Here is a 25,847-nt window from a genome sequence, read left to right as displayed (position 1 = left end):
CCGGCCGCTCAGCCCAGCTGGAAGCCACTCCACCGGAAGCCCGGGGAGACCACGCAGCTGACCAGCACCTCGGTGCTCGCCGGCAGGGTGCGCTGCCACCGCCCGGCAGGCACCAGCACCTGGACCAGCTCCGGCCCCAGGGTCACCGCCGCCGCGACGTCGACGTCCGGGGTGTCGGCGAGCTGCAGCGCGAGCTCGCCCGGCCCGTGCCACAGCCAGAGCTCGTCGGCGTCGACCCGGTGCCAGGCGGAGTGCTCCCCCTCGGTCAGCAGGAAGACGATCGCCGTCGCCGCCGGCCGGTCGCCGGCGACGGCAGGGGACGTCCAGGTGCGCCGGTACCAGCCGCCCTCCGGGTGCGGCTCGAGCCCGAGCCGCACCGCCGTCCCCGGCCGGCCCTGCGCAGCAGGTCCGGCCGGTCCGGTCACCGGCGGGCGGAGGCCGCGGCGTAGAGCGCGATCCCGGCCGCGACGCTGACGTTCAGCGACTCGGTGTCCTTGGTGATCGGGATGGACAGGACGACGTCGCAGCGCTCCCGGACCAGCCGGGACAGCCCGGTGCCCTCGGCCCCGACGACCAGAGCGATCGGGTCGGCGAAGCCGTCGTACTCGTGGATGCCCATGTCACCGTCGGCAGCCAGGCCGACGGTCTGCAGGCCCGCCTCCTGGTAGGAGGCCAGGCTGCGGCCCAGGTTGACGGCTCGGGCCACCCGCAGCCGGGCTGCCGCGCCGGCGCTGGTGCGCCAGGCCGAGCCGGTCATGCCCACCGCACGGCGCTCGGGCACGACGAGACCGTGGGCGTCGAAGGCCGCGGCCGAGCGGATGACCGCGCCCAGGTTGCGCGGGTCGGTGACGCCGTCCAGCGCCACGACCAGCGGCGGGCGGCCGGAGTCGCGGGCGATGTCGAGCAGGTCGTCCGGGTGCGCATAGTCGTACGGCGGCACCATCAGGCCGATGCCCTGGTGCAGTGCGTGGTCGCTCATCCGGTCGAACTCGGCCTTGCCCACCTCGAGCAGCGGCAGCCCGCGGTCGGCGGCCAGCTGCACCGACTCGGCGATCCGCTCGTCGGTCCCGCCGCGGCTCGTGTCACCGGTGACGACGTAGAGCGCCGTCGCCGGGATGCTGGCCCGCAGCGCCTCCAGCACCGGGTTGCGGCCCAGCAGCAGCTCGGGTGCCTCGGCGTTGCGCCGCTGCACCCGCTGCCGGTTGTCCTGGCGGGCCGCAGCGGCCTTCGCCGCCTTGTACGCAGGGTGGTGCGGCCGGTCCGTGGCCTTCGGGGTGGCGCCCCGCCCGGCCAGCGACCGGCGGTTCTTGCCGCCGGTGCCGGTCGTCGCGGTCTTCTTGCCGGCGCCGGCCGAGCGGCCGCGCCGTTGACTGTTGCCGGCCATCAGGTCAGCTCCCATCGTGTGCCCTGGGGGGTGTCCTCGACCTGCACGCCCAGGGCGCCGAGCTGGTTCCGGATCGCGTCAGCTGACGCGTAGTCCTTGCGGGCCCGGGCCGCGGTGCGCTGCTCCAGCGCGAGCGCGACCAGGCCGTCGGTGGCCTCGGCCAGGCGGCGGTCGCCGCCGGCGTCGGCCCACTGCGGGTCGAGCGGGTCGAGGCCGAGCACGCCGAGCATCTCCCGGACCGCGCCCAGCGCGGCGGCGAGCGCCTCGTGGTCGTCGGCGGCGAGCGCGCTGTTGCCCTGGGTGACGACCTCGTGGACCACCGCGACGGCGGCGGGGGTGCTCAGGTCGTCGTCCAGGGCGGCGGTGAACTCGGTGGGCAGCACCGGCTTGCCGGCGTCGGCGCCCACCACCTCGGCCGCGCGCCGGACGAAGGACTCCAGCCGCCGGTAGGCGACCCCCGCCTCCTCCAGCGCCGGCTCGGTGAACTCGATCGTGCTGCGGTAGTGCGGGGCCACGAGGTAGTAGCGGAGCTCCACCGGGCGCACGCGCTGGACGACCTCGTCGACCAGCGCGGTGTTGCCCAGCGACTTGCTCATCTTCTCGCCGCCCATGGTGACCCAGCCGTTGTGCAGCCAGTAGCGGGCGAAGCCGTCACCGGCGGCCTGCGACTGGGCCCGCTCGTTCTCGTGGTGCGGGAAGCGCAGGTCCAGCCCGCCACCGTGGACGTCGAACTCCGCGCCGAGGTACTTCTCGGCCATCGCCGAGCACTCCAGGTGCCAGCCCGGGCGCCCGCGGCCCCAGGGGGTGGGCCAGGAGGCCGTGGCGGGGTCGCCGTCCTTGGCCGACTTCCACAGCGCGAAGTCGCGGGGGTCGCGCTTGCGCTCGTCGGTCTCGGTGTCCGCGGCCGGCTGCAGGTCGCCCAGCTTCTGGCCGGTCAGCTCGCCGTAGCCGGGGAAGGAGCGGACGTCGAAGTAGACGTCGCCGTCGACGTCGTAGGCGTGCCCACCGGCGATGAGCCGCTCGATCAGCTCGACCATCTCCGGCACGTGCCCGGTGGCCCGCGGCTCGTAGGTGGGCGGCAGCGTGCCCAGCACGTCGTACGCGCGGGTGGCGGCGCGCTCGTTCTCGTACGCCCAGGCCCACCACGGGACGCCGGCCGCCGCGGCCTTGGTGAGGATCTTGTCGTCGACGTCGGTGACGTTGCGGACGTAGGTGACCTCGTTGCCCTGGTGCAGCAGCCAGCGGCGCAGCACGTCGAAGGCGATCGCGAACCGGACGTGGCCGATGTGCGGCGGCCCCTGCACGGTCAGCCCACAGACGTACATGGAGACCCGTCCTGCACGCAGGGGCGTGAAGTCACGCACGGCACGCGCGGCCGTGTCGTGCAGGCGGAGGCTCACCGGATGGATTCTACGGGCGACCAGGCAGTGCTCCGGACCACGAGCGCCGTGGCCACCGCGGCCCGGCCCTCGCCGCGGCCGGTGAGCCCCAGCCCATCGGTCGTCGTCGCGGTGACGCTGACCGGTGCGCCGAGCACTGCGGTCAGCACACCCTCGGCCTCGGCCCGCCGCGGCCCCAACTTCGGGCTGTTCCCGATCAGCTGCACGGCGACGTTCCCGATCGTCCAGCCGGCGGCCGCCAGCGTCTCCCGGACATGCCCGAGCACCACGGCCCCGCGGGCCCCGGCCCAGCGCGGGTCGGCGGTGCCGAGCAGCCCGCCGATGTCGCCCAGGCCGGCGGCGGACAGCAGGGCGTCGGTGACCGCGTGGGCCACGACGTCGCCGTCGGAGTGCCCCGCGCAGCCGTCGACACCGGGCCACTCCAGCCCGGCCAGCCAGCAGGGGCGGCCGGCCTCGATCGGGTGGACGTCGCTACCGATGCCCACCCGCGGCAGCGGAGAGGTCACCGGGTCACCTGCAACTCGGCCAGCGCAAGGTCGTGCGCGACGGTGATCTTGGCGGCGCGCTCGTCGCCGGCCACGGTGTGCACCGGGATCCCGGCGGCCCGGACCACCGAGGCGTCGTCGGTGAACTCGGCCGCGGTGCCGTGCGCGTGGGCGTAGGCGGCCACCAGGGTGGCCCGGTCGAAGCCCTGCGGGGTCTGCACCCGGCGCAGCGGGGCGCGGGGCACGTCGGCAGTCACCACGCCGTCGTCGTCCACGACCACGGTCGTGTCCACGACGGGCAGCACCGGGACGACGGCGCGGGCGCCCCCGGCCAGGGCGGCCAGCACCCGGGCGACGACGTCGGGCGGGGTCAGCGGCCGCGCCGCGTCGTGGACCAGCACCGTGTCGGCGTGCTCACGGGCGGCGCCGAGGGCGGCCCGGACCGACGCCGTGCGGGTGTCCCCGCCGACGACGACGTGCACGTCGTCGGGGAGGACGGCGGTGAAGGCCGCCTGCTGCGGCGCCGGGACGGCGACCACCACCTGCCCGACCCCGCCGGCACGCAACGACTCGACCGCCCAGCAGACCAGCGGCCGGCCCGCGAGGGGCACCAGGGCCTTGGGCAGCTCTGCCCCCAGACGCAGACCACTCCCGGCCGCTGCGACGATGCCGACAGCGTGCACGGGAGTGGTCTGGGTGTCTCTGGGGTGTAGCTGGGTGATCAGGAAGCCAGGACCTCGTCGAGGAGGACCTCGGCCTTGTCCTCGTTGGTGCCCTCGGCGAGCGCGAGCTCGCTGACCAGGATCTGCCGGGCCTTGGAGAGCATGCGCTTCTCCCCGGCGGACAGGCCACGGTCCTTGTCACGACGCCAGAGGTCACGCACGACCTCGGCGACCTTGTTCACGTCACCGGAGGCCAGCTTCTCGAGGTTGGCCTTGTAGCGCCGCGACCAGTTGGTCGGCTCCTCGGTGTGCGGCGCCCGCAACACCTCGAAGACCTTGTTCAGGCCCTCCTGGCCCACGACGTCCCGGACACCGACGATCTCCGCGTTGTCGGCCGGCACGCGGACGGTCAGGTCGCCCTGAGCGACCTTCAGCACGAGGTACGACTTCTCGACGCCCTTGATGGTGCGCTGCTCGATCGCCTCGATGAGCGCCGCGCCGTGGTGCGGGTAGACAACGGTCTCGCCAACAGTGAAGCCCATGTGTATGTGACCCCTTTCGCTCACACCAGGTTAGCACGAGAGGATGCGGTCCGGCTCGGCAGAGTGCTACAAAAGTGCTGGTCAGCGGCGTGATCGAGGTCGACACGGGGTTGACAGGGAGGTGGTCGGTGTGCAGTCGGAGGGTGCCGTGCGCCGCCCCGGCCGGTTCGCGATCGCCGCGGCGATGGCCCGCGCGACCCACGTCGAACCGACGCTGGCGGTCACCACGGTCGCCGTCCTGCTCGCCGTCGCCGCCGGCGTCCCCGCCGGCCGGACCGTGCTGGTCGGGGTCGCCGTGCTGGCCGGGCAGGCCGCCATCGGCTGGTGCAACGACTGGCTGGACGCCGACCGGGACCTCGCCGTCGGCCGGACCGACAAGCCCGTCGTCCAGGGGCTGGTGACCCCGACGCTGCTGCGCCGGGCCACGGCCGTCGCCGTCGCCGTCGCCGTCGTCACGTCCCTGGCGCTGGGCGTCGTGCCCGGCCTCCTCCTCCTGGTGCTGGTCGCCAGCGGGCTGGCCTACGACGCCGGCCTCAAACGCACCGCACTGTCCCCGCTCCCCTACCTGACCGGCTTCGGCGCGCTGCCCGCCGGCGTGGTCGCCGCGGCGCCGGGCAGCCCCGGAGCACCGTGGTGGCTGATCGCGGCCGGGGCGGCGCTCGGCGGCGCGGCGCACGTCGCCAACGTGGCGCCCGACGTCGACGACGACCTGGCCACCGGCGTCCGCGGCCTGCCGCACCGGGTCGGGGCGGCGCCCTCCGCGATCGCCGGCGCCGTGCTGCTCGGTGGCGCCACCCTGCTGCTGGTGCTGGGGCCACCCGGCCCGCCGGGCACGCTCGGCTGGCTGGCCTGCGCCCTCGCCGCGCCGGCCGTGGTCGTCGCCGCCCTCGCCGGCAGTCCCCGCGCGCGCCGGCTCGCCTTCCCGGCGGTGCTGCTGCTGACCGTGCTCGACGTCGCCCTGCTGCTGGCCGGTGGGGCGGCGATCACCTGAGGGAGGCCCCTCCTTCCCCCGCCCCGCAGGAGGGCCGCGGTCAGCGCGGGTCGGTGCCCCGGTCCCGCTCCTGCTCCACGACGGCGTCCAGGTCCTTGAGCCGCCCCAGACCGGACAACGGCTGACGCATCCGCCGGTTCTCGGCCAGCCGCTCCCGGTTCCGCTCCAGGAACGCCCAGTACCCGGCGGTGAACGGGCAGGCGTCCTCACCGAGCCGCTTCTTCGGGTCGTACCGGCAGCCGCCGCAGTAGTCACTCATCCGGTTGATGTACGCACCGCCCGCGGCGTAGGGCTTGGTCGCCAGCACGCCGCCGTCGGCGTGCTGGCTCATCCCGACGACGTTGGCGACCATCACCCAGTCGTAGCCGTCGACGAAGACCCGGTGGAACCAGTCGGTCATCGCCAGCGGCTCGATCCCACGCTGCAGCGCGTAGTTGCCCAGCACCATCAGCCGCGGGATGTGGTGCACCCAGCCGCGCTCGCGCACGTCCCGGACCACGGAGGACAGGCAGTTGGCCCCCACGGCCTCGGCCTCCAGGTCACCCAGCCAGGGCGGCACCTCCTCGTGGGCGGCCAGCGCGTTGCCGTGCCGGTAGTCGCGCCCGAGCTGCCAGTAGAGGTGCCAGATCCAGTCCCGCCAGCCCATCACCTGCCGGACGAACCCCTCGACCGAGTTCAGCGGCAACGGGTCGCCGGCGGCCACCGAGTCGCGGTACGCCTGCTCGGCCCGGGCGACGACGTCCGCCGGGTCGACGAGCCCGAGGTTCAGCGACGCGGAGAGCATCGAGTGCGCCAGCCACGGGTCACCGGCCAGCATCGCGTCCTCGTGCGGGCCGAACGCGCGCAGCCGGTGGGTGAGGAAGTCGGCGAGCCGCTCCTCCGTCTCGGCGTGCGTGACCGGGAACAGCCGCGGCCCGTCGTCCCCGACGAAGGCGACGTCGCCGTCGGCCGCCCAGCGGTCCAGGTCGGCGCGCACCTGCTCGTCGATCTCGTCCTCGACGGGCAGCCACGGCGGCGGGACGTCCACCCGCCCGTCGGCCGGCGCCGGCTCCCGGTTCTCGTGGTCGAGGTTCCAGGTGCCACCGGCCGGCTCCGCCCCGTCCATCAGGACGTCGTGCACCCGCCGGGCCACCCGGTAGAAGTCGTCCATCAGCAGGCGCTGCCGGGAACGGCCCTCCGCCCAGCGGCGGAAGTCGGCCTGTCGGGTCACGAAGCCCCGGGCCTCCAGCACCGTGACGCCGGGACGGCGGAGCACGAAGTCGCGCGCCGGCCAGGTGGTCGGCGCGCACACCGACAGGGGCTCCCGGACCCGGTCCAGCGCCTCGGCGTAGCTGTCGGTCTGCAGGGAGATCGCCTGGTCGCCGAGCTCGGCCGCACGGTGCCGGAGGGCCGACAGCAGCAGGTGCGCCTTCTGCCGGTGGAAGCGGCGGCGGCGGAAGACGCCCCGCGACTCGACGAGCAGCACGGGTTGGTCCGGCGCGTCGAGGAAGTGCGGCCCGAGCTGGTCGGCGAAGCACCAGCGGCGGGTGTCCGGGGCCTGAGCTGGGAAGTCGGCGAGCGCGGGGTCACCGGACCCCGGGAGGTCGCCCCCGCCACCTGTCGCCATGTCCCTCACCTCCCAGCGGACATCCTGGGGTGCCGGTTACGCTCAGCGCGACTCGTGCCACCGGCGTCCTCGGTGGCCGACACGTCTCTGGAGGTCGACGCTGTGAACCGCGCACCGCGCGCTGCCGTGATGGGCGCCCTGCTGCTCACCCCGATCGCGCTCACCGCCTGCAGCGCCGGTCAGGTCACGCAGACCTCGACCCAGGAGCCGAACGTCGGCAACCAGGCCGAACTGGAGGACGTGACGTTGCGGGCACTGTCGCTGCCCTACCCGACCGGCGGGCAGTACAGCAGCGGGAGCGACGCCCGACTGGTCGGTGCGATCGCCAGCACGGGCCGCGAGGACGACACCCTCGTGTCGATCGAGAGCGAGGCCTTCGACAGCGTCGAGGTGATCGACCCGGACGCTGCCGAACCGGCCGCCGAGACCAGCGGCTCCGCCGACCTGGACCTGACCATCCCGCCGAACGGCATCCTGTACCTGAGCAGCGGCGACGGGCCCACGGTCGCGCTCGTGGGCCTCACCGAGGCCATCGGGCCGGGCCAGTCCATCGACGTGACCTTCACCTTCGAGGAGTCCGGCGAGATCACCGTCCCGGTCCCCGTCGGGGTGCCCACCCGCGACCTCCCGCGCGGCGAGGAGTTCGACTTCCACGGCGAGGAAGAGGTCGCCGGCGAGGAGGGCTCCGTCGAGGAGAGCTCCGGCCAGGAGGCCCGCGAGCAGGAGTCGGCCGACGAAGAGGGCTGACCCACGCCCCTCTCGGGACTGTCGTACCCCGCCGTCACCATGACGGCGTGCCAGCATCCGGTGTGAAGTCCTCCCGTCCCGCCCATCGCTGTTCCGAGTGCGGCTACGCCTCGGCGAAGTGGGTCGGTCGCTGCCCGGAGTGCCAGGCCTGGGGCAGCGTGCAGGAGGTCGGCACCGTCGGCTCCCCGCTGCGCGCCGTCTCCGCCGGCCCGGTCAGCGCCAAGGCGCGCCCGATCGGCCAGGTGGAGCTCGCCGGTGCCCGGGCCGTGCCCACCGGGATCACCGAGTTCGACCGTGTCCTCGGTGGCGGCCTGGTGCCCGGCGCGGTGCTGCTGGTGGCCGGCGAGCCCGGCGTCGGCAAGTCCACGCTGCTGCTGGAGGTCGCCCACCGGGTGGCCGCGGCCAACGGCCCGACGCTGGTCGTCTCCGGCGAGGAGTCCGCGGCGCAGGTCCGGCTCCGGGCCGAGCGGATCGGCGCCCTGCACGACCAGCTCTACCTGGCTGCGGAGACCGAGCTGTCCGCGGTGCTCGCCCACGTGGAGGACGTGAGCCCCACCCTGCTCGTGCTCGACAGCGTGCAGACCGTCCGGTCCCCCGCCGTCGACGGCACCGACGGTGGGGCCACCCAGGTGCGCGCGGTGGCCAGCGCCCTCAGCGCGGTGGCCAGGGCCCGCAACATGACCACCATCCTGGTCGGCCACGTCACCAAGGACGGCGCGATCGCCGGGCCGCGGGCACTCGAGCACCTGGTCGACGTGGTGGTCTCCTTCGACGGCGAGCGCCACTCGACGCTGCGCCTGGTGCGAGCCACCAAGAACCGGTTCGGCCCGGCCGACGAGATCGGCTGCTTCGAGATCGGCGACGGTGGTGTCGTCGGCGTCCCCGACCCGTCGCACCTGTTCGTCTCCCGGCGGTCCGCACCGGTGCCCGGCAGCTGCGTGACGGTGACGATGGAGGGCAGCCGGCCGTTGCTCGCCGAGGTGCAGGCCCTGGTGGCGACCGCCGGCGGTGGCGGTTCGCCACGCCGCGCGGTCAGCGGGCTGGACTCCCAGCGGATCGCCATGATCAACGCCGTGGTCGAGCGCCGCGGCGGGGTCCGGCTGGCCGACGCCGACGTCTTCGCCGCCTCCGTCGGCGGCGTCCGGATCGCCGAGCCGGCTGCCGACCTGGCGCTGGCCCTGGCGATCGCCTCGGCCGCCAAGGACCGCCCGCTGCCCGCCGGCCTGGTCGCGATCGGCGAGGTCGGGCTGTCCGGGGAGATCCGGCGGGTGGGGGGCACCGGCCGGCGGCTGGCCGAGGCAGCGCGACAGGGGTACACCGCCGCGCTGGTGCCGGTGGACTCCGGCCCCGCGCCCCAGGGGATGCGGCTGATCGAGGTGCCCGACCTGGGAGCGGCCTTCACCCGGCTGTGGTGACACAGCGCGACCGCCACCGGGCGAAAGCCCTGACGGGGGACCCGTGGTGACCGAGCTCGCCCCTCCGCCCCGTAGGATCAGCCGCCGTACCGCCCGACCGTCAGGAGCGTTCGTGTCCCCCGCTGTGGACCCCGAGGCCGCGTTGCGGGAACTGCTCGGCCGCATCGCCCCCGGTACCGCCCTCCGGGACGGTCTGGAGCGGATCCTGGCCGGTCGTACCGGAGCACTGATCGTCCTGGGCTACGACCGCGTCGTCGAGTCCCTCTGCACCGGCGGCTTCGCCCTGGACGTCGCACTGTCGGCCACCCGGCTCCGGGAGCTGGCCAAGATGGACGGCGCGGTGATCGTCTCCTACGACGGCACCCGGATCGTCCGGGCCGGTGTCCACCTGATGCCCGACCCGACGATCCCCACCGAGGAGTCCGGCACGCGGCACCGCACAGCCGAGCGCGTGGCACTGCAGACCGGGTTCCCGGTCATCTCCGTGAGCCAGTCGATGCACATCATCTCGGTGTACGTGGCCGGCCGGCGGTACACCCTCGAGCACCCCACGACCATCCTGGCGCGCGCCAACCAGGCCCTCGCCGCCCTCGAGCGCTACAAGCTCCGGCTGGACGAGGTCGCGAGCACGCTGTCCGCGCTGGAGATCGAGGACCTCGTCACGGTCCGTGACGCGATGAGCGTCAGCCAGCGCCTGGAGATGGTGCGGCGGATCGCCGACGAGATCGAGGGCTTCGTCGTGGAGCTGGGCACCGACGGCCGGCTGCTCGCCCTGCAGCTGGACGAGATGCTCGCCGGCGTCGAGGAGGACCGCGGCCTGCTGGTCCGCGACTACCTCCCCAGCGTCCGCCGGAACCGCACCGGCGAGGAGGTGCTCGCCGACCTGCGCGCCCTGACAGCCACCGAGCTGCTCGACCTCTCCGCCGTCGCCCGCTGCTACGGCCTGCCGACCTCCCCCGACGCCCTGGACTCCCCGGTCAGCCCGCGCGGCTACCGGCTGCTGGCCCGGGTCCCCCGGCTGCCGGCGGGCATCATCGACCGGCTGGTCGCGCACTTCGGCGGGCTGCAGAAGCTGCTCGCCGCCACCATCGAGGACCTCCTGGCCGTGGAGGGCGTCGGCGAAGCGCGAGCGCGCGGCATCCGCGAGGGGCTGTCCCGGCTCGCCGAGACCTCCATCCTCGACCGCTACAGCTGACGAAGGACCCCGAGGGCAGGGGCCTTCCTCAGGTCAGGGTGAAGGTGGCGTCGGGGCTGGTCGCCGTGTCCAACCGGCCGCGCAGCCGGTAGTCCCCCGGTGCGGGCTGCACGCGCTCCGCGGTGCACCCCGGCGTGCTGCTCAGCCCACCCCACAACACCGGGAACACCACGGACTCCCCCGGCTGCAGCGTCCGCGGGTCCGTCGTCGCCTCCGGGAAGCAGTCGTTGCTCCCCCACACCCGGGTGCCCGACGCGTCGACCATGACGATCTCCTGCAGCCCCTTGTCCAGCGCACGGACGCAGGAGACCGGCGAGACGTTGGTGACCACCAGGTCGAACGTCGGCTTGCTGCCGACCGGGCTGCTGGCCGGGGTGGGCCGCACCTCGACGCCGATCATGTCGTTGCTGCAGGGCCCGCCGTCCACGGGCAGCGCCTCGGCCGGCGGCTCCTCGCCCCCCGGCTCCTCGTCCTGCCGCTCCGCGTCCTGCGGTTCCTCGGCAGGCTCGGCCGTCGGGAGCTGCACCGCCGCCAGCGACGGCACGACCTGCTCCAGGGCCGGCGCGGGCACCGACTCATCGCCCGCAGCGGTGACCACGGTGTCCTCGTCCGGCGACCCGGTGGCCACCGCGACCCCCAGCCAGCCCCCGCCACCGAGTACGCCCACCGCACAGCCGAGGACCAGCAGGCGCCGTCGCCAGTAGACGACATCGGGCAACGGGCCGACCGGGTGCAGCACGTCGGCGACGCTAACCGGCGGGCCGGTCGCCGGCAGCGCGCCACGCCCTGACCGGAGGGGGCCCGTCGCCCCGGCGCAGTCCTGGGTCCCGACCCACCCGGCGGGTGGTCACGGAGTGTGCTGGCCCGGTTCGTCTGCCACGCCGACGGCAGGGTCTGCGGAGGCCCAGGCAGACTGGGTCCCCGTGAGCACCACCTCGCCCGGCGCCGCACGCCACGAGCCCGCCCCCGCCGGAGAGCCCGTCGGCGAGGTCCTGGTGGACTGGTACGCCGGCGCCGCCCGGGACCTGCCGTGGCGCGCCCCCGGCGCCGACCCGTGGGCGGTGCTGGTCAGCGAGGTCATGCTCCAGCAGACGCCCGTGCGCCGAGTGGAGCCGGTCTGGCGCGAGTGGCTGGCCCGCTGGCCCGCTGCCGCGGACCTGGCGGCAGCCAGCCCGGCCGACGTGATCCGGGCCTGGGGCAAGCTCGGCTACCCGCGGCGGGCCCTGCGCCTGCGGGAGGCCGCCGTCGCCATCACCGAACGCCACGGTGGCGCGGTGCCCGCCGACGTCGCCGAGCTCGAGGCGCTGCCGGGCATCGGCACGTACACCGCCCGGGCGGTCGCCTGCTTCGGCCACGGCAGCCGCCAGCCGGTGGTCGACACCAACGTCCGACGGGTCGTCGCGCGGCTGGTGCACGGACGCGCCCAGGCGGCGCCCGCCCGGGCGACGGACCTGACCGACATCGCCGCGCTGGCGCCGGCCGACGACGCCCGCGCGGTGCGGTTCTCCGTGGCCGTCATGGAGCTCGGTGCGCTGGTCTGCGTCGCCGGCGCCCCCCGCTGTGGCGCCTGCCCCGTGTCCGACCGGTGCGCGTGGCGGCTGGCCGGTTCGCCGGCGTACGACGGCCCCCCGCGGCGGGTGCAGGCGTTCACCGGCACCGACCGTCAGGTGCGAGGTCGGCTGCTCGACGTGCTGCGGGCCGCACCGGAGCCGGTCGAGGCCGATGCACTGACGCCGGCGTGGGACGACGCCGTCCAGCGCTCGCGCTGCCTGGACTCCCTGCTGGTGGACGGGCTGGTCGAGCAGACGCCGGACGGCCGCTTCTCCCTCCCCGGCTGAGGCGTCCCCCGGAGAGCCGACCGTCAGCGGGGTCGCCCGGACCGGACAGACGACGAGGGGCCGCCCTCCGCGGATGCGGAGGACGGCCCCTGTCAGGACCCCGTCAGTGGACGGGGTCGTCGATCACTCGGCCTGCGCGGCCGCCGCCGGACCCTCGTCCTCGCCGTCGGCGCCCGTGAGGGCCACCGGCGGGGTGTCGGGCATGTCGATCGGCTTGGCCTCACCGCGGAAGGTGAAGCGCGAGGCCGTCGGGTCGGCGTCCTCCTCGACGTCCACCACGATGATCTGCCCGGAGGCGATCTCGCCGTAGAGGATCTTCTCCGACAGCGTGTCCTCGATCTCGCGCTGGATCGTGCGGCGCAGCGGCCGAGCACCCAGCACCGGGTCGAAGCCACGGGCCGCGAGCAGCTTCTTCGCCGCCGGCGTGACCTCCAGCGACATGTCCTTGTTCGACAGCTGCGTCTCCAGCCGGGCGAGCATGAGGTCCACGATGTGGACGATCTCGTCCTCGGTGAGCTGGTGGAACACGACGATGTCGTCGATGCGGTTGAGGAACTCCGGCCGGAAGTGCTGCTTGAGCTCCTCGTTGACCTTGAGCTTCATCCGCTCGTAGTTGCTGGTGCTGTCGTTCCCGGCCTGGAAGCCGAGGCCGACGGCCTTGGAGATGTCCCGCGTCCCGAGGTTCGTGGTCAGGATCAGGATCGTGTTCTTGAAGTCCACGATCCGGCCCTGGCCGTCGGTCAGCCGGCCGTCCTCCAGCACCTGCAGCAGCGTGTTGAAGACATCGGCGTGCGCCTTCTCGATCTCGTCGAAGAGGACCACCGAGAACGGCTTGCGCCGCACCTTCTCGGTCAGCTGGCCACCCTCGTCGTAACCGACGTAGCCGGGAGGGGCACCGACGAGCCGCGACACGGTGAACTTGTCGTGGAACTCCCCCATGTCGATCTGGATGAGGGCGTCGTCCTCGCCGAAGAGGAACTGCGCGAGCGCCTTGGCCAGCTCGGTCTTACCGACACCCGAGGGGCCGGCGAAGATGAACGAGCCACCGGGACGACGGGGGTCCTTGAGGCCCGCCCGCGTGCGCCGGATCGCCTGGCTGACGCTCTTGATGGCCTCTTCCTGGCCGATGATCCGCTTGTGGAGCTCGTCCTCCATGCGGAGCAGCCGGGTGGTCTCCTCCTCGGTCAGCTTGAAGACCGGGATGCCCGTCCAGTTGGCGAGGACCTCGGCGATCTGCTCGTCGTCGACCTCGGCGACGACGTCCATGTCACCGGCCTTCCACTGCTTCTCGCGCTCGGCCTTCTCGCCCAGCAGCTGCTTCTCCTTGTCGCGGAGAGAGGCGGCCTTCTCGAAGTCCTGCCCGTCGATGGCCGACTCCTTCTCGCGGCGGATGGCCGCGATCCGGTCGTCGAACTCGCGCAGGTCCGGCGGGGCGGTCATCCGCTTGATCCGCATCCGGGCGCCGGCCTCGTCGATCAGGTCGATCGCCTTGTCCGGGAGGAAGCGGTCGGAGATGTACCGGTCGGCCAGCGTCGCGGCGGCGACCAGTGCGCCGTCGGTGATGCTGATCCGGTGGTGCGCCTCGTAGCGGTCCCGCAGGCCCTTGAGGATCTCGATGGTGTGGGCGAGGGTCGGCTCGCTGACCTGGATGGGCTGGAAGCGGCGCTCGAGAGCGGCGTCCTTCTCCAGGTGCTTGCGGTACTCGTCCAGCGTGGTGGCACCGATGGTCTGCAGCTCACCACGCGCCAGCATCGGCTTGAGGATGCTGGCTGCGTCGATCGCGCCCTCGGCAGCGCCCGCCCCGACGAGGGTGTGGATCTCGTCGATGAACAGGATGATGTCGCCGCGGGTGCGGATCTCCTTGAGGACCTTCTTCAGCCGCTCCTCGAAGTCACCGCGGTAGCGGGAACCGGCGACCAGCGCGCCGAGGTCGAGGGTGTAGAGCTGCTTGTCCTTCAGCGTCTCGGGCACCTCGCCCTTGACGATGGCCTGCGCCAGGCCCTCGACGGCCGCCGTCTTGCCGACGCCGGGCTCGCCGATCAGGACCGGGTTGTTCTTGGTGCGGCGGGACAGCACCTGCATGACCCGCTCGATCTCCTTGGCCCGGCCGATGACCGGGTCCAGCTTGCCGTCGCGGGCGGCCTGGGTCAGGTTGCGGCCGAACTGGTCGAGGACCAGCGAGGTCGACGGGGTGCCCTCGGCGGGCCCGCCGGCGGCGGCCGGCTCCTTGCCCTGGTAGCCGCTCAGCAGCTGGATGACCTGCTGGCGCACGCGGTTGAGGTCGGCGCCCAGCTTCACCAGGACCTGGGCGGCGACGCCCTCGCCCTCGCGGATCAGGCCGAGCAGGATGTGCTCGGTGCCGATGTAGTTGTGGCCGAGCTGCAGCGCCTCGCGCAGCGACAGCTCCAGGACCTTCTTGGCGCGCGGGGTGAAGGGGATGTGGCCGGACGGGGCCTGCTGGCCCTGCCCGATGATCTCCTCGACCTGCTGACGGACGCCCTCCAGCGAGATGCCGAGGGACTCCAGCGCCTTGGCGGCGACACCCTCGCCCTCGTGGATCAGACCCAGGAGGATGTGCTCGGTGCCGATGTAGTTGTGGTTGAGCATCCGGGCCTCTTCTTGGGCCAGGACGACCACCCGACGGGCTCGGTCGGTGAACCGTTCGAACATCTGCTGTATCTCCCTCTGACCGGCTGGACCTGCTGTGCTCGTGTCCCCGGCAGGGGACGGTGGACACCCGACGTACGTCGGCGCGCTGGGGCACCGGTCGTTCCACTGTAGTTCGCACCACCCGATCGGCGTCGAGACCAGGCCGTCGGACCGTTCGGGGGGCTCGATGGAGACAACTGTCGTCCCAGGAGTGGTGTTCCGCCGCGGTTACGCCATGAGCGGACGCACGACGGCCCGGCACCTCGATGAGGTGCCGGGCCGAAGTGGCGGCCGTCCTGCAGGCGCCCACCGCGAGCCTGCGAGCGGTGGGGGCAGGAGGGTCCTTCGATCAGTGGGCGGCTTCGAATGCCTCGACGACGCTGGCCGGGATGCGGCCGCGGTCGCTGACCTGGTGGCCGTTGTTGCGGGCCCAGTCGCGGATCGCGCCGGCCTGCTCGCGGTCCATCCGGCCGCCACCACCGGTGGCCCGCGACCGACCTGCGCCCGAGGCCCGGGTGCCGCGGCTGCTCACCTTGCGGGCGGCCGTGACGTACTTGCCGAGCACGTCGCGCATCTCCGCGGCGTTCTTGTCCGACAGGTCGATCTCGTACGTCGTCCCGTCGAGGGCGAACGTGACCGTCTCGTCAGCAGAGATGCTGTCGTCGAGGTCGTCGCTCAGGATCACCTGGACCTTACGTGCCATTGTCTGTTCTCTCCTGTTGCTGCGGGGTCGTGGACTGTCGTCACTGCTCCCCCGTGATCGACGAGTCCATTGCACCACATACAGTGGCATTCCCGCCAATTCCGAGACATTTCCCTGGTAAATGCCCCCGGACAGGTGAGTCATTGATGGAGTGGGCGCACCAAGGGGAACAGGATCGTCTCCCTGATCCCCAATCCGGTGAGCGTCATCATCAGCCGGTCCATGCCGAGACCGAGGCCTCCGGTGGGCGGCATCCCGTACTCGAGCGCCTCGAGGAAGTCCTCGTCCAGGGCCATCGCCTCCGGGTCCCCGGCGGCGGCCAACAGTGCCTGGGCGGTGAACCGCTCCCGCTGGACGACCGGGTCCACCAGCTCCGAGTAGGCGGTGCCCTGTTCGATCCCGCCGATGTAGAGGTCCCACTTCTCCGCCTTGCCCGGCTCGGACCGGTGGGCGCGGGTGAGCGGTGAGGTGTCCAGCGGGTAGTCGATGACGAACGTCGGCGACTGCAGCCGGTCCTGGACGAGGGCCTCGAAGACCTCCTCGACCACCTTGCCGGGCAGCCAGGCAGGGTCGACGCCGATGTCGTGCCGTTCGGCGATCGCGCGCAACTGCTGCACCGGCGTCTCCGGGGTGATCTCCTCACCGACCGCGTCGGAGACCGCGGTGTAGAGCGACAGTTGCGGCCACTCACCGGAGAGGTCGAGTTCGGTGCCGTCGTGGTGCCGGGCGACGTGGTCGCCGAAGAGCGCCGTGCTGCACTCCTGAACCAGTTCCTGGGTCATCCGGGCCATTTCCTGGTAATCCCAGTACGCGGCGTAGGCCTCGAGCATCGCGAACTCCGGGGAGTGCGAGGAGTCAGCGCCCTCGTTCCGGAAGTTGCGGTTGATCTCGAAGACCCGGTCCAGCCCGCCGACGATGCAGCGCTTGAGGAACAACTCGGGGGCGATGCGCAGGTAGAGGTCCAGGTCGAAGGCGTTCATGTGCGTGCGGAACGGCCGGGCAGCGGCGCCGCCGTGCACGGTCTGCAGCATCGGCGTCTCGACCTCGAGGAACCGACGGGTCGTCAGGCCGGAGCGCAACGTGCTCATCACGGTGGACCGCTGGTGCACCGTGCGACGCGCCTCGTCGCGGACGATCAGGTCCACGTAGCGGCGACGGACGCGCAGCTCCTCGCTCATCGGCTTGTGCGCCACCGGCAGTGGCCGCAGCGCCTTCGCGGCCAGCTGCCAGGAGTCCGCGAAGACCGACAGCTCCCCGCGCCGCGAGGTCCCGACCTCGCCGGTGACCAGCACGTGGTCCCCGAGGTCGACGTCGGACTTCCACGCGGCGAGGGGCTCCTCGCCGACCCGGTCACGGGAGAGCATGACCTGCAGCTCGGTGTCGCCCTCGCGCAGCGTCGCGAAACAGAGCTTGCCGGTGTTGCGGGAGAAGATGACCCGCCCGGTGACGCCGACCTGCTCGCCGGTCATCGTGTCCGGCTCCAGGTCGGGGTGCGCAGCGCGCACCTCGGCGAGGGTGGTGGTGCGGGCGACGGTGACCGGGTAGGGGTCCACGCCGGCCTCACGCAGCCGGTCGAGCTTGGCCCGCCGGACCCGCAGCTGCTCGGGCAGTTCGTCCTCGGGCGGGCCGGGGGGTTCCTCACTCACGGGCACAGAGCCTACGGGCGGCCGGACGACGTCCCGCCACCGCTGGCCCCGCTGGACGACTGGTGCCGTTCGAAGGCCAGCCGCAGGCCGTGCACGGTGAGATCGGGCTCACGCTCCCCGATGGAGCGGCAGCTGTCGACGAGCAGCCGGTGCAGTCCGCCGGTGGCCACCACCACCGGGGCGGCACCGAACTGTGCGACCAGTTCGGCGGCGATCCGGGCGACCAGTCCGTCGACCAGCCCGGCGAAGCCGAGGACCATCCCGGACTGCAGGGCGGCGACGGTGTTCTTCCCGATCGCCTGGGTCGGGACGGTGAGCTCCACCGAGCGCAGCTGCGCGGCGCGCGAGGCCAGCGCGTCCAGGCTCACCTCGACGCCGGGGGCCAGCGCGCCGCCGAGGAACTGCCCGTCCGGGCCCACGGCGTCGACGGTGGTGGAGGTGCCGAAGTCGACCACCACGACCGGCCGGCCGGTGCCGTCGGGACGGCGGCCGTACAGCTCGTGGGCGGCCAGTGCGGTGACCACCCGATCGGCCCCCACCTCCCGCGGGTTGTCCACGTGCAGCGGCACCCCGGTGCGCACGCCCGGCCCGATCAGGGTGACCGGGACGGCGAGCCGGTCGAGCAGCTGCCGCAGCGCCGGCAGCTGCGCGGGCACGGTGGAGCAGGCCGCCACCCCGGTGACCACGGTGTCGCGCAGCAGCCCGCGCCACAGCATGTGCAGTTCGTCGGCGGTCGCCCGCGGCTGCGTCGTCACCCGCCAGCAGTCGAGCCGCCGGGCGCCGTCGAAGGTGGCCAGCACCGTCTGGCTGTTGCCGACGTCGACGGTGAGCAGCACGTCAGCCCGCCCGCAGGTCGAGGGCGAGGTCCAGGATCGGCGAGGAGTGGGTGAGCGCGCCGACGGAGAGGTAGTCGATGCCCGTGTCGGCCACCTCCCGCGCGACGTCGAGGGTGAGCCCGCCGGTGGCCTCCAGCTCGACGTCCAGGTCGCCCACCAGCGCCACGGCCTGCCGCAGCTGGTCGGGGGTCATGTTGTCCAGCAGCAGGAAGTCGGCGCCGGCGTCCACCGCCTCGCCGACCTGCTCCAGGGTGTCGCACTCGACCTGCACGGTGATCCGGGGCGCACGCTCCCGGACCAGCGAGACGGCGGCGGCCACCGACCCGGCCGCGGCGACGTGGTTGTCCTTCACCATCGCCACGTCGTAGAGGCCCATCCGCTTGTTCGACCCGCCGCCGCAGCGCACCGCGTACTTCTCCAGCGGCCGCAGCCCCGGGGTGGTCTTGCGGGTGTCCAGCACGACCGCGCCGGTGCCGGCGACGGCGTCGACCCAGGCGCGGGTGGCGGTGGCGATGCCGCTGGCCCGGCTGGCGATGTTCAGCGCGCTGCGCTCGGCGGCCAGCAGCGCCCGCACCGGGCCGCGCACGGTGAGCAGCACGTCGCCGCGGCGCACCCGGTCCCCGTCGGCCGCACCGGCGGTGAGCGTCGCCCCGGGCGCCAGCCGGGTGAACACGCGGGCCGCCAGCGGCAGGCCGGCGACCACGCCGTCGGCCCGGGCGACGAGGTCGGCCGTCCCGAACTGGGTGCCGGGGACGGTGGCGGCGCTGGTCACGTCGTAACCGACCGCGACGTCGGGAGCGCTGGGCAGCGGGGCACCACCGGTCAGGTCCTCGGTCAGGGTGCGCTCGACGAGCTCGGCGACCCAGGCCGCGTTCAGACCGGAGGCGGTCAGATCGGTGGGGTCGGCGGGCAGGGTGCGGGCAGCCGGGGTGGTCACCGCGCCATGCTCGCTCACCAGTCCACCGCCACCGGCGTGCCCACCGGGCGGCGGGTCAGCCGGACCCGCCCGTCGTCGTCCAGTCGCACGTCCAGGTGCGCCTGCCAGTCCGTCACGGCCTCGGGGTGGTCCTCCCGCCAGTGGCAGCCGCGGGTCTCCTCGCGCGCGGCGGCCGCGGCGGTGATCGCGGTGGCGACGGTGAGCAGGTCGGTGGTCTCCCAGCCGGGCACCCCGGGGACGGCGGTGGTCCACTCCCCCAGCGCCGCCAGCTGTCCGGCGGCCTCGGCCAGCCCCGGACCGCTGCGCAGCGCACCGACCCGGGCCGACATCGCCGCGGTCAGCGGCGCGCGGGCGGCCACGTCGACCAGCCCGGCCGGCCGCGGGTCGGCCGGACCCGCGGCAGCGGGCACCGGAAGCTCGCGGGCCAGCGCCTCGCCGATCCGCGCGGCGAAGACCAGCCCCTCCAGCAGGGAGTTCGACGCCAGCCGGTTGGCCCCGTGCACGCCGGTGCAGGCGACCTCGCCGCAGGCGTAGAGACCGGGCACGGTGGTGCGCCCGGACAGGTCGGTGGCCAGCCCCCCGGAGGCGTAGTGCGCGGCCGGGGTGACCGGCACCAGGTCGGTCTCCGGGTCGATGCCGGCCTCCCGGCAGCGGGCCACGATGGTCGGGAAGCGCTCGGCGAGTCCGGGGAGGCCGCGGGCGTCGAGCCAGACGTGGTCGACGCCGTCCCGCAGCTGCACCCGGGTGATCGCCTTGGCCACGACGTCGCGGGGGGCCAGCTCGGCAAGCGGGTGCACGCCGGGCATGAACCGCTCCCCGGCGCCATCGCGCAGCACCGCACCCTCCCCGCGCAGCGCCTCGGAGACCAGCGGCTGCTGTCCCCGGGCGTCCGGGCCCAGGTAGAGGGCGGTGGGGTGGAACTGGACGAACTCCAGGTCGGTCGCGACCGCCCCGGCCCGCAGGCCCAGGGCGACGCCGTCGCCGGTGGAGACGCCCGGGTTGGTGGTGGCGGCGTACACCTGGCCCATCCCACCGGTGGCGAGCACCACGGCCCGGGCCCGCACCGCGCCCACGCCGTCGGCGCTGCCCTCGCCGAGCACGTGCAGGGTGACCCCGGCGGCGCGGCCGTCGGCGTCCCGCAGCAGGTCCAGCACCATCGCGTGCTCGACCAGCGTCACGCCGGGGTCGGCGGCCACCGCGTCGCGCAGCGCCCGCTGGACCTCCGCACCGGTGGCGTCGCCGCCGGCGTGCACGATCCGGTCGGTGGAGTGGCCGCCCTCCCGGGTGAGCAGCAGCCGGCCGGTCGGGCCCCGGTCGAACGCGGCCCCCCAGCTGATCAGCTGGTGCAGCCGCTCGGGCCCCTCGGTGACCAGCGCCTGGACGGCGTCCGGGTCGCAGAGCCCCACCCCGGCCACCTCGGTGTCCCGGGCGTGCGCGGCCGGGGTGTCGGCCGGGTCCAGGACGGCGGCGATCCCGCCCTGCGCCCAGCGGGTCGAGCCGTCGTCCACCTCGACCTTGGTGACGACGGCGACCGACAGCCCCGCCGCGCGGGCGTGCAGCGCCACGCACAGCCCGGCGACCCCGGAGCCCACCACGCAGACGTCGGCGGTCAGCTCCCACCCCGGGGCGGGCGCCCGCAGCCGCAGCGGCAGCCCCGGCACCACGTCGGCAGAAACGGCCATCCCTGCGGAGGCGATCAGCGGACCGGGACGCCGAGGTCGCTGCGCTGCTGGTCCGTGGCCCCCGGTACCGGGGCCGAGGGGTCGGCGCCCAGCTCGACGACGCGGTTGTCGGCGTCGACGTGCACGACCGCCGGCAGGTAGGACTTGGCCTCGGACTCGTCCATCAGGCCGTAGCTGATCAGGATCACCAGGTCGCCGGGGTGCACCAGGTGCGCCGCGGCGCCGTTGATGCCCAGCACGCCCGTGCCGCGCTCGCCGGGGATGACGTAGGTCTCCAGCCGGGCACCGTTGGTGACGTCGACGATCGCCACCTGCTCACCGGCCAGCAGGTCGGCGGCGTCCATCAGGTCCTCGTCGACGGTGACCGACCCGACGTAGTGCAGGTCGGCCTGGGTCACCGTGGCCCGGTGGATCTTGCTCTTGAGCATGGTGCGCATCATCAGCGGTTCCCCAGTTCCACAGCGGTGTTGTCGATGAGTCGGGTGCTGCCGGCGCGGGCGGCGACCAGCAGTCGGGCGGGTCCGGCGGCGGGTGCCGGTCCGAGATCTGGATCGGTCAGTTCCAGGTAGTCCTGGAGCAGGTCGGGCGCCTCGGCCAGGACCGCGCGGGCCGCGGCCAGGACCGCGTCGGCGCCCTGCGGCCCCGCCTGGGCACCCGCACGCAGTGCTGCGGACAACGCCGCAGCCGCCTGGCGCTGTTCCGGGGACAGGAAGCGGTTGCGGGAGGACAGCGCCATGCCGTCGTCCTCGCGGACCGTCGGCACGCCGACCACCTGCACCCCCAGCGCCAGCTCACGGGCCATCGCCCGGATCAGCGTCAGCTGCTGGTAGTCCTTCTCCCCGAAGACGGCGACGTCCGGCCGGACCAGGCCGAACAGCTTCGCCACCACGGTCAGGACGCCGGCGAAGTGCCCGGGGCGGACGGCGCCCTCCAGCACCTCCCCCAGCGGCCCGGGCTGCACGGTGACCCCCAGCGCGCCGGGTGGGTACACCTCGTCGACCGGCGGGTGGAACACCAGGTCGGCGCCCTCCTCGGCGAGCGCGGCCAGGTCGGCGTCCCAGGTGCGGGGGTAGCGGTCAAAGTCCTCGCCGGGGCCGAACTGGGTCGGGTTGACGAACACCGAGACGACGACGCTGCCGCCGAGCTCCCGGGCGGCGCGGACCAGCGCGCGGTGCCCCTCGTGCAGGGCGCCCATCGTGGGCACCAGCACGACCGGCCCGGACAGCTCGGCCCGCAGCCGGCGCAGGTCGGCGGTCGTCTCCGCGACCACCGGCGACCGGACGGACAGGCTCATCGCGCCGTCTCCTCGGCCGAGTCGAGCAGCTCCAGCAGCGGCGCACCCTCGTGCCGCTTGAGCCGGCCGGCGGCCAGCGCGCGCTCGGTGGTGCGGCGGGCCAGGGCCACGTAGGCGTCGACCGCCGCGGGCGCCCGATCGGTCAGCGTGTCCAGGTGCCCGGCCACGGTGCCGACGTCGCCGCGGCTGACCGGGCCGGTGAGCCCGCGGTCGCCGTGGCGGAGCCCGTTGTCCAGCGCGGCGGTCAGCAGCGGGGTGAGCAGCCGGGCCGGCTGGTCGACGCCGGCCGCCCGGAGCAGGTCGGCGGCCTCGGCGACCAGCGTGACCAGGTGGTTCGCGCCGGTGACCAGGGCTGCGTGGTAGAGCCCGCGGTCGGCCTCGGCGATCCAGCAGGGCTCGCCGCCCATCTCCAGCACCAGGGTCTCGGCGACCGGGCGGTGCTCGGGGCGGCTGGTGACCCCGAACGGGGCGGCCACCAGCCGGGCGGCGTCCTCGGGGGCGCCGGAGAAGGTCATCGCCGGGTGCAGCGCCAGCGTCAGGACACCGCTGCGCTCGGCCGGCAGCAGGACGGCCAGGCCGTGCGCACCGGAGGTGTGGAAGAGCAGCTGGCCGCGCCGCCAGGCGCCGGTCTCCGCCAGGCCGGCGACCAGGCCGGCGAGGGTGTCGTCGGGCACGGCGAGCACCACCAGGTCACTGGCGGCGACGACCTCGTCGGCGGGCAGCAGCGGGACGCCGGGCAGCAGGCGGGCCGCCCGTTCGGCGGAAGCGGCGGACACCCCGGAGGCGGCGACCACCTCGTGGCCGCCGGCGGCGAGCGCAGCACCGAGCACGGCGCCGACCCGGCCGGCGCCGACGATCCCGACCCGCAGGCGGGCGGGCGCCTCGGTCGCGGCGGGCAGACCCGCAGGCAGGACAGCAGGGCGCGCAGACAGCGCGCGGGGACGGTTGGGCATCCCGGTGCACCTCTCGTTCCAGTCCCTCGCGGGTACCGGACTCAGGTCGCGTCGTCCCACGTCGTCGTGGGCCGTGTGGTGGTGCTGTGGTGCATGGAGCTGTGGTGCACGGAGCGGTGGATCGCGGCGGGCCGCCTGCTGCAACCACCCCGGAGGACGTGTCACGCAGGTGTACCGCCAGGAACGAGTCTGTCATCCACAGCATCCCGGGCAACGCCGGCGAGGTGTGTCCTGACTCACCCGGGCGACCTCCGGGGCCGGGTCTGCCCGTGATTGGGTGGGTCGGCCGGCAGCGGAGCCGGCACTGGTGAGCAGGAGGAGCACAGTGAGCAGCTTCGAAGGACGCACTGCCCTGGTGACGGGCGCGAGCCGGGGCATCGGCCTGGCGATCGCGCAGAGCCTGGTGGAGCGAGGCGCCCGGGTGGTGGTCACCGCGCGCAAGCCCGACGCGCTCGCCGAGGCGGTGGAGGCGCTCGGCGGCCCGGAGAAGGCGGTCGCCGTGGCGGGGAACGTCGGCGACCCGGAGCACCGCGCCGAGGCCGTCCGCACCGCGATCGACACGTTCGGCAGCCTGGACGTGCTGGTCGGCAACGTCGGCATCAACCCGGTGTTCGGCCCGTTGATGGACGCCCCGCTGGACGCCTTCCGCAAGATCCTGGACACCAACGTCGTCGCCAGCCTCGGCCTGGTCCAAGAGGCCTGGAAGGCGTGGATGTCCGAGCACGGCGGCTCGGTGCTGATCGTGGCGTCGGTCGCCGGGCTGAAGTCCAGCGAGGGGATCGCCGCCTACGGCGTCAGCAAGGCCGCGCTGATCAACCTGACCACGCAGCTGGCCGTGGAGATGGGGCCCAAGGTGCGGGTCAACGCCGTCGCCCCGGCCGTGGTGAAGACCCGGTTCGCCGAGGCACTGTTCACCGGGCGCGAGGACGAGCTGGGCGGCCAGTACCCGGTCGGCCGTCTCGGGGTGCCCGAGGACATCGGTGAGGCGGCCGCCTACCTGCTCAGCGACCAGGCCGGCTGGGTGACCGGTCAGACCCTGGTGCTCGACGGCGGCGCGCTGTCCCGCGGCCCGATCTAGCGGCCGAGAACCCGGGCGAGGACGTCGTCGCCGGCGTCCTCGCCCTCGTCGCGGTAGCGGCGCCGCTGGGACCGGCCACCACTGGGTGCGGAGACCCCGCTCTCGGCGAGGATCTGCTCCAGCCGGGCGTGCCCCTGCGCCGGGGGTGCCGCCCGGGGCGCGGGGTCCGGGGTCGGGGTGTCCGACCAGCTCCGGGGCACCGCGTCGTCCGTCGGGGCCGGCTCGGCCGGCGGCTCCCACGACGCCCACGGCGGGAGGTTCACGGCCGGCGTGTCCGGCACGGGGCCGACGGACGCGGACGCCTCGCCGGCGCTCGTGACCAGCTGCTCCTCCGGCACGGCGTGGCTGCGCCGGCGGCCGGCCGAGGGCGCGGCAGTCTCCTCGTCGGGCTCGGCGGCCCGGCGGTGACGATGCCGCGACGGCTCCACCGGCTCCGCCATCGCGGCCACCACGTCGGACACGCGGAGCGCCGGCCCGGGCAGCGGCGGCCGGGAGGGCATCGGCACCACCGGCGGCTCAGCGGGAGGCCTGTCGGCTGTACCGAGCAGCGCCTCGTCCTCCAGCCACGCCCGCGGCGACCTCGGGCTCGGCTCGACCCAGGGCTCGGGCACCGCTTCCTTGAGCACCCCCGTCGCCTGCACCGCCTCCTCGAGCACGGCCGGCTCGAGCACCGCCTCCCCGACCAGCCACTCCAGCGGCGAGGGCGGCCGGTCCCGGGAGGGCTCGTCCTCGGCGGGCGCGGACGGAGAGGTCTCGGTGGCCGACGGGCGTGCCGTGCTGGGCGACGACGCGGGCTCGTCGCGGGGTCCGGCGGCGGCCGTGGGGAGGGGCCGGCCGGCCTCACTGCGAGGATCCCGCCCGGCCGGGGACGACATCCACCCGGAGGACTCCCACACCGGCGCCGCGCCCTCCACCGTGCGGCCGGCGTCGGCGGGCTGCGCCGGACCGCGGACGGACTGCGCCCGCATCACCATGCGCTCGATCAGCAGCTCACCGGACAGCTGCTCGGTCAGCTCGCTGCGCATCCGGCCGAGGTCGCTGCGCAGCTCGGCCAACCCGGCCAGCTCGGCGCGCAGCTCGCTCAGCGCGGTCAGCTCACCGCGCAGCTCGGTCAGGGCAGTGAGCTCGGCGCGCAGCTGACCGAGCTGGTCACGCATGGCCTGCTCGGCCTCGCGCCGGAGTCGGTTCTCCAGGTCGGCCTCGTGCTCGTGCCGGGCGGCGACCTCCCGTGCCAGCTCCACGTCGTAGGCGTGCCGGAGCTCGGCCTCCCGGGCGGCTGCGGCCACCTGGTCGGCGCGCCGACTGCCGGCGAGGAAGGCGGCGATCACGAACGCCCAGCAGACCGCCAGCAGCGCCACCCGCAGGTACAGGGCGTTGTCGGTGAGCAGGGCCGCGGCCGTGGCCGGCACGGCCAGCGCCAGACCGGCCGCCAGCCAGACCCGCTGCGCCGTGAGCCCGGCCGACGGTGTCACCGGCACGGCGACCCGCTGGGGTGGGAGGGGACTCCGGGTGGGGACCCCGTCGTCGCGGCGACCTCCCATGTCCGCAGCGTACGGGCGGCCGCCGCCGGCACCGGTCAACTCCGCTGCGTACGCGCCGAGTGTCTCTCCGCACAGCCCGCGGGCTGGGGCCACTGACCCGAGACGCCCACGTCGCGCCGAGGGAATGATCGTGCACGACGCGATGTGTTTCGATGGTGCCCGCGCTGTGGCCCCCGGGGGGCAGCACCGGTCGAACGTGCCGCAACCGCCAGTCGATCGAGGAGAGCCGGTGGCCACACCCACCTCCGTGACGCCAGCGGAAA

General features: G+C 74.2%; 24 protein-coding genes. 6 read left to right on the top strand and 18 right to left on the bottom strand.

Annotation, left to right across the window (positions count from 1 at the left end; all coding sequences use genetic code 11):
- Window positions 1-8: 8 nt before the first annotated feature.
- From O2W53_RS02505 to O2W53_RS02480, 6 genes are read right to left on the bottom strand one after another with little or no spacing between them, the layout of a single operon-like run.
- Entirely contained in the window at window positions 9-425 is a 417-nt protein-coding gene (locus O2W53_RS02505) for a cupin domain-containing protein (RefSeq protein ID WP_269161463.1), read from the bottom strand.
- On the bottom strand, window positions 422-1,384 hold the full coding sequence (rlmB, locus tag O2W53_RS02500; protein WP_269161462.1) for a 23S rRNA (guanosine(2251)-2'-O)-methyltransferase RlmB: 963 nt from the start codon (window positions 1,382-1,384) through the stop codon (window positions 422-424). The genes O2W53_RS02505 and rlmB overlap by 4 nt, the downstream gene beginning before the upstream one ends.
- On the bottom strand, window positions 1,384-2,784 hold the full coding sequence (cysS, locus tag O2W53_RS02495; RefSeq protein WP_269161461.1) for a cysteine--tRNA ligase: 1,401 nt from the start codon (window positions 2,782-2,784) through the stop codon (window positions 1,384-1,386). Before cysS ends, rlmB begins: the two co-directional genes overlap by 1 nt.
- The gene (gene ispF / locus O2W53_RS02490) at window positions 2,781-3,290 is read right to left on the bottom strand and encodes a 2-C-methyl-D-erythritol 2,4-cyclodiphosphate synthase (protein WP_269161460.1); all 510 of its coding nucleotides are present in this window, start codon (window positions 3,288-3,290) and stop codon (window positions 2,781-2,783) included. The genes cysS and ispF overlap by 4 nt, the downstream gene beginning before the upstream one ends.
- Entirely contained in the window at window positions 3,287-3,952 is a 666-nt protein-coding gene (ispD, locus tag O2W53_RS02485; protein WP_269161459.1) for a 2-C-methyl-D-erythritol 4-phosphate cytidylyltransferase, read from the bottom strand. The genes ispF and ispD overlap by 4 nt, the downstream gene beginning before the upstream one ends.
- A 38-nt stretch (window positions 3,953-3,990) precedes the next feature.
- Window positions 3,991-4,473 carry a CarD family transcriptional regulator gene (locus O2W53_RS02480; protein WP_036334607.1) on the bottom strand — a complete coding sequence of 161 codons (483 nt, stop codon included), beginning with the start codon at window positions 4,471-4,473 and terminating at the stop codon, window positions 3,991-3,993.
- Window positions 4,474-4,603: 130 nt separating this feature from the next.
- Between O2W53_RS02480 and O2W53_RS02475 the strand changes: the two genes are divergently transcribed.
- Window positions 4,604-5,464, top strand: a complete 861-nt coding sequence (locus O2W53_RS02475; RefSeq protein ID WP_269161458.1) for a UbiA family prenyltransferase — start codon at window positions 4,604-4,606, stop codon at window positions 5,462-5,464.
- 40 nt (window positions 5,465-5,504) lie between these two features.
- On the opposite strand, the gene O2W53_RS02470 is transcribed toward O2W53_RS02475, so the two are convergent.
- Entirely contained in the window at window positions 5,505-7,070 is a 1,566-nt protein-coding gene (locus O2W53_RS02470) for a cryptochrome/photolyase family protein (protein ID WP_269161457.1), read from the bottom strand.
- 102 nt (window positions 7,071-7,172) lie between these two features.
- On the opposite strand from O2W53_RS02470, the gene O2W53_RS02465 reads away from it, so the two are divergent.
- The 3 genes from O2W53_RS02465 (at window position 7,173) to disA (ending at window position 10,427) form a co-directional block, all read left to right on the top strand.
- Window positions 7,173-7,817 carry a copper chaperone PCu(A)C gene (locus tag O2W53_RS02465; RefSeq protein ID WP_269161456.1) on the top strand — a complete coding sequence of 215 codons (645 nt, stop codon included), beginning with the start codon at window positions 7,173-7,175 and terminating at the stop codon, window positions 7,815-7,817.
- 47 nt (window positions 7,818-7,864) lie between these two features.
- Window positions 7,865-9,232 carry a DNA repair protein RadA gene (radA, locus tag O2W53_RS02460; RefSeq protein ID WP_269161455.1) on the top strand — a complete coding sequence of 456 codons (1,368 nt, stop codon included), beginning with the start codon at window positions 7,865-7,867 and terminating at the stop codon, window positions 9,230-9,232.
- Between the two features lie 112 nt (window positions 9,233-9,344).
- Window positions 9,345-10,427: a DNA integrity scanning diadenylate cyclase DisA gene (gene disA, locus O2W53_RS02455; RefSeq protein ID WP_036334601.1), complete on the top strand. Its 1,083-nt coding sequence runs from the start codon at window positions 9,345-9,347 to the stop codon at window positions 10,425-10,427.
- Window positions 10,428-10,455: 28 nt separating this feature from the next.
- On the opposite strand, the gene O2W53_RS02450 is transcribed toward disA, so the two are convergent.
- Window positions 10,456-11,166 (bottom strand): MucR family transcriptional regulator, encoded by a 711-nt coding sequence (locus tag O2W53_RS02450; protein ID WP_269161454.1) that lies wholly within the window; start codon window positions 11,164-11,166, stop codon window positions 10,456-10,458.
- A 184-nt stretch (window positions 11,167-11,350) separates the two neighbouring features.
- Here O2W53_RS02450 and O2W53_RS02445 point away from each other — a divergent pair, with 184 nt between their 5' ends.
- Window positions 11,351-12,265, top strand: coding sequence for an A/G-specific adenine glycosylase (locus O2W53_RS02445; protein WP_269161453.1), 915 nt, complete (start codon window positions 11,351-11,353; stop codon window positions 12,263-12,265).
- Between the two features lie 123 nt (window positions 12,266-12,388).
- Here O2W53_RS02445 and O2W53_RS02440 read toward each other — a convergent pair whose 3' ends face one another.
- From O2W53_RS02440 to O2W53_RS02400, 9 genes are all read right to left on the bottom strand, one after another.
- On the bottom strand, window positions 12,389-14,935 hold the full coding sequence (locus O2W53_RS02440) for an ATP-dependent Clp protease ATP-binding subunit (RefSeq protein ID WP_269161452.1): 2,547 nt from the start codon (window positions 14,933-14,935) through the stop codon (window positions 12,389-12,391).
- A gap of 328 nt (window positions 14,936-15,263) precedes the next feature.
- Window positions 15,264-15,617, bottom strand: coding sequence for a histone-like nucleoid-structuring protein Lsr2 (locus O2W53_RS02435; RefSeq protein WP_269161451.1), 354 nt, complete (start codon window positions 15,615-15,617; stop codon window positions 15,264-15,266).
- Between the two features lie 140 nt (window positions 15,618-15,757).
- Window positions 15,758-17,263: a lysine--tRNA ligase gene (lysS, locus tag O2W53_RS02430; protein WP_269161450.1), complete on the bottom strand. Its 1,506-nt coding sequence runs from the start codon at window positions 17,261-17,263 to the stop codon at window positions 15,758-15,760.
- A gap of 11 nt (window positions 17,264-17,274) precedes the next feature.
- Window positions 17,275-18,099, bottom strand: a complete 825-nt coding sequence (locus O2W53_RS02425) for a type III pantothenate kinase (protein ID WP_269161449.1) — start codon at window positions 18,097-18,099, stop codon at window positions 17,275-17,277.
- A gap of 1 nt (window position 18,100) precedes the next feature.
- On the bottom strand, window positions 18,101-19,054 hold the full coding sequence (nadC, locus tag O2W53_RS02420; RefSeq protein ID WP_269161448.1) for a carboxylating nicotinate-nucleotide diphosphorylase: 954 nt from the start codon (window positions 19,052-19,054) through the stop codon (window positions 18,101-18,103).
- Window positions 19,051-20,718 (bottom strand): L-aspartate oxidase, encoded by a 1,668-nt coding sequence (locus O2W53_RS02415; protein ID WP_269161447.1) that lies wholly within the window; start codon window positions 20,716-20,718, stop codon window positions 19,051-19,053. The genes nadC and O2W53_RS02415 overlap by 4 nt, the downstream gene beginning before the upstream one ends.
- Window positions 20,719-20,732: 14 nt before the next feature.
- On the bottom strand, window positions 20,733-21,146 hold the full coding sequence (gene panD, locus O2W53_RS02410) for an aspartate 1-decarboxylase (protein WP_269161446.1): 414 nt from the start codon (window positions 21,144-21,146) through the stop codon (window positions 20,733-20,735).
- 11 nt (window positions 21,147-21,157) lie between these two features.
- A complete protein-coding gene (panC, locus tag O2W53_RS02405) occupies window positions 21,158-22,012 on the bottom strand; it encodes a pantoate--beta-alanine ligase (protein WP_269161445.1) in 855 nt (284 codons plus the stop codon).
- Window positions 22,009-22,965 carry a Rossmann-like and DUF2520 domain-containing protein gene (locus O2W53_RS02400; protein WP_269161444.1) on the bottom strand — a complete coding sequence of 319 codons (957 nt, stop codon included), beginning with the start codon at window positions 22,963-22,965 and terminating at the stop codon, window positions 22,009-22,011. Before O2W53_RS02400 ends, panC begins: the two co-directional genes overlap by 4 nt.
- Before the next feature lie 325 nt (window positions 22,966-23,290).
- Between O2W53_RS02400 and O2W53_RS02395 the strand changes: the two genes are divergently transcribed.
- Window positions 23,291-24,043, top strand: coding sequence for an SDR family oxidoreductase (locus O2W53_RS02395; protein ID WP_036334588.1), 753 nt, complete (start codon window positions 23,291-23,293; stop codon window positions 24,041-24,043).
- Here O2W53_RS02395 and O2W53_RS02390 read toward each other — a convergent pair.
- Window positions 24,040-25,584: a DUF6779 domain-containing protein gene (locus tag O2W53_RS02390; RefSeq protein WP_269161443.1), complete on the bottom strand. Its 1,545-nt coding sequence runs from the start codon at window positions 25,582-25,584 to the stop codon at window positions 24,040-24,042. The two genes, O2W53_RS02395 and O2W53_RS02390, sit on opposite strands and share 4 nt — an antisense overlap.
- Window positions 25,585-25,847 lie beyond the last annotated feature (263 nt).

The organism is Modestobacter sp. VKM Ac-2978 (assembly GCF_026968025.1).
Lineage (GTDB): Bacteria > Actinomycetota > Actinomycetes > Mycobacteriales > Geodermatophilaceae > Modestobacter.
This window is presented reverse-complemented; position numbering and strand designations above follow the sequence as displayed.

What these genes read in the sequence shown, in the direction of transcription:
- rlmB (WP_269161462.1), bottom strand. Translation starts at nt 1,384, where the DNA reads ATGGCCGGCAACAGTCAACGGCGCGGCCGCTCGGCCGGCGCCGGCAAG.
- O2W53_RS02480 (WP_036334607.1), bottom strand. Translation starts at nt 4,473, where the DNA reads ATGGGCTTCACTGTTGGCGAGACCGTTGTCTACCCGCACCACGGCGCG.
- O2W53_RS02470 (WP_269161457.1), bottom strand. Translation starts at nt 7,070, where the DNA reads ATGGCGACAGGTGGCGGGGGCGACCTCCCGGGGTCCGGTGACCCCGCG.
- O2W53_RS02440 (WP_269161452.1), bottom strand. Translation starts at nt 14,935, where the DNA reads ATGTTCGAACGGTTCACCGACCGAGCCCGTCGGGTGGTCGTCCTGGCC.
- O2W53_RS02435 (WP_269161451.1), bottom strand. Translation starts at nt 15,617, where the DNA reads ATGGCACGTAAGGTCCAGGTGATCCTGAGCGACGACCTCGACGACAGC.
- O2W53_RS02415 (WP_269161447.1), bottom strand. Translation starts at nt 20,718, where the DNA reads ATGGCCGTTTCTGCCGACGTGGTGCCGGGGCTGCCGCTGCGGCTGCGG.
- panD (WP_269161446.1), bottom strand. Translation starts at nt 21,146, where the DNA reads ATGCTCAAGAGCAAGATCCACCGGGCCACGGTGACCCAGGCCGACCTG.
- panC (WP_269161445.1), bottom strand. Translation starts at nt 22,012, where the DNA reads ATGAGCCTGTCCGTCCGGTCGCCGGTGGTCGCGGAGACGACCGCCGAC.
- O2W53_RS02400 (WP_269161444.1), bottom strand. Translation starts at nt 22,965, where the DNA reads ATGCCCAACCGTCCCCGCGCGCTGTCTGCGCGCCCTGCTGTCCTGCCT.
- O2W53_RS02390 (WP_269161443.1), bottom strand. Translation starts at nt 25,584, where the DNA reads ATGGGAGGTCGCCGCGACGACGGGGTCCCCACCCGGAGTCCCCTCCCA.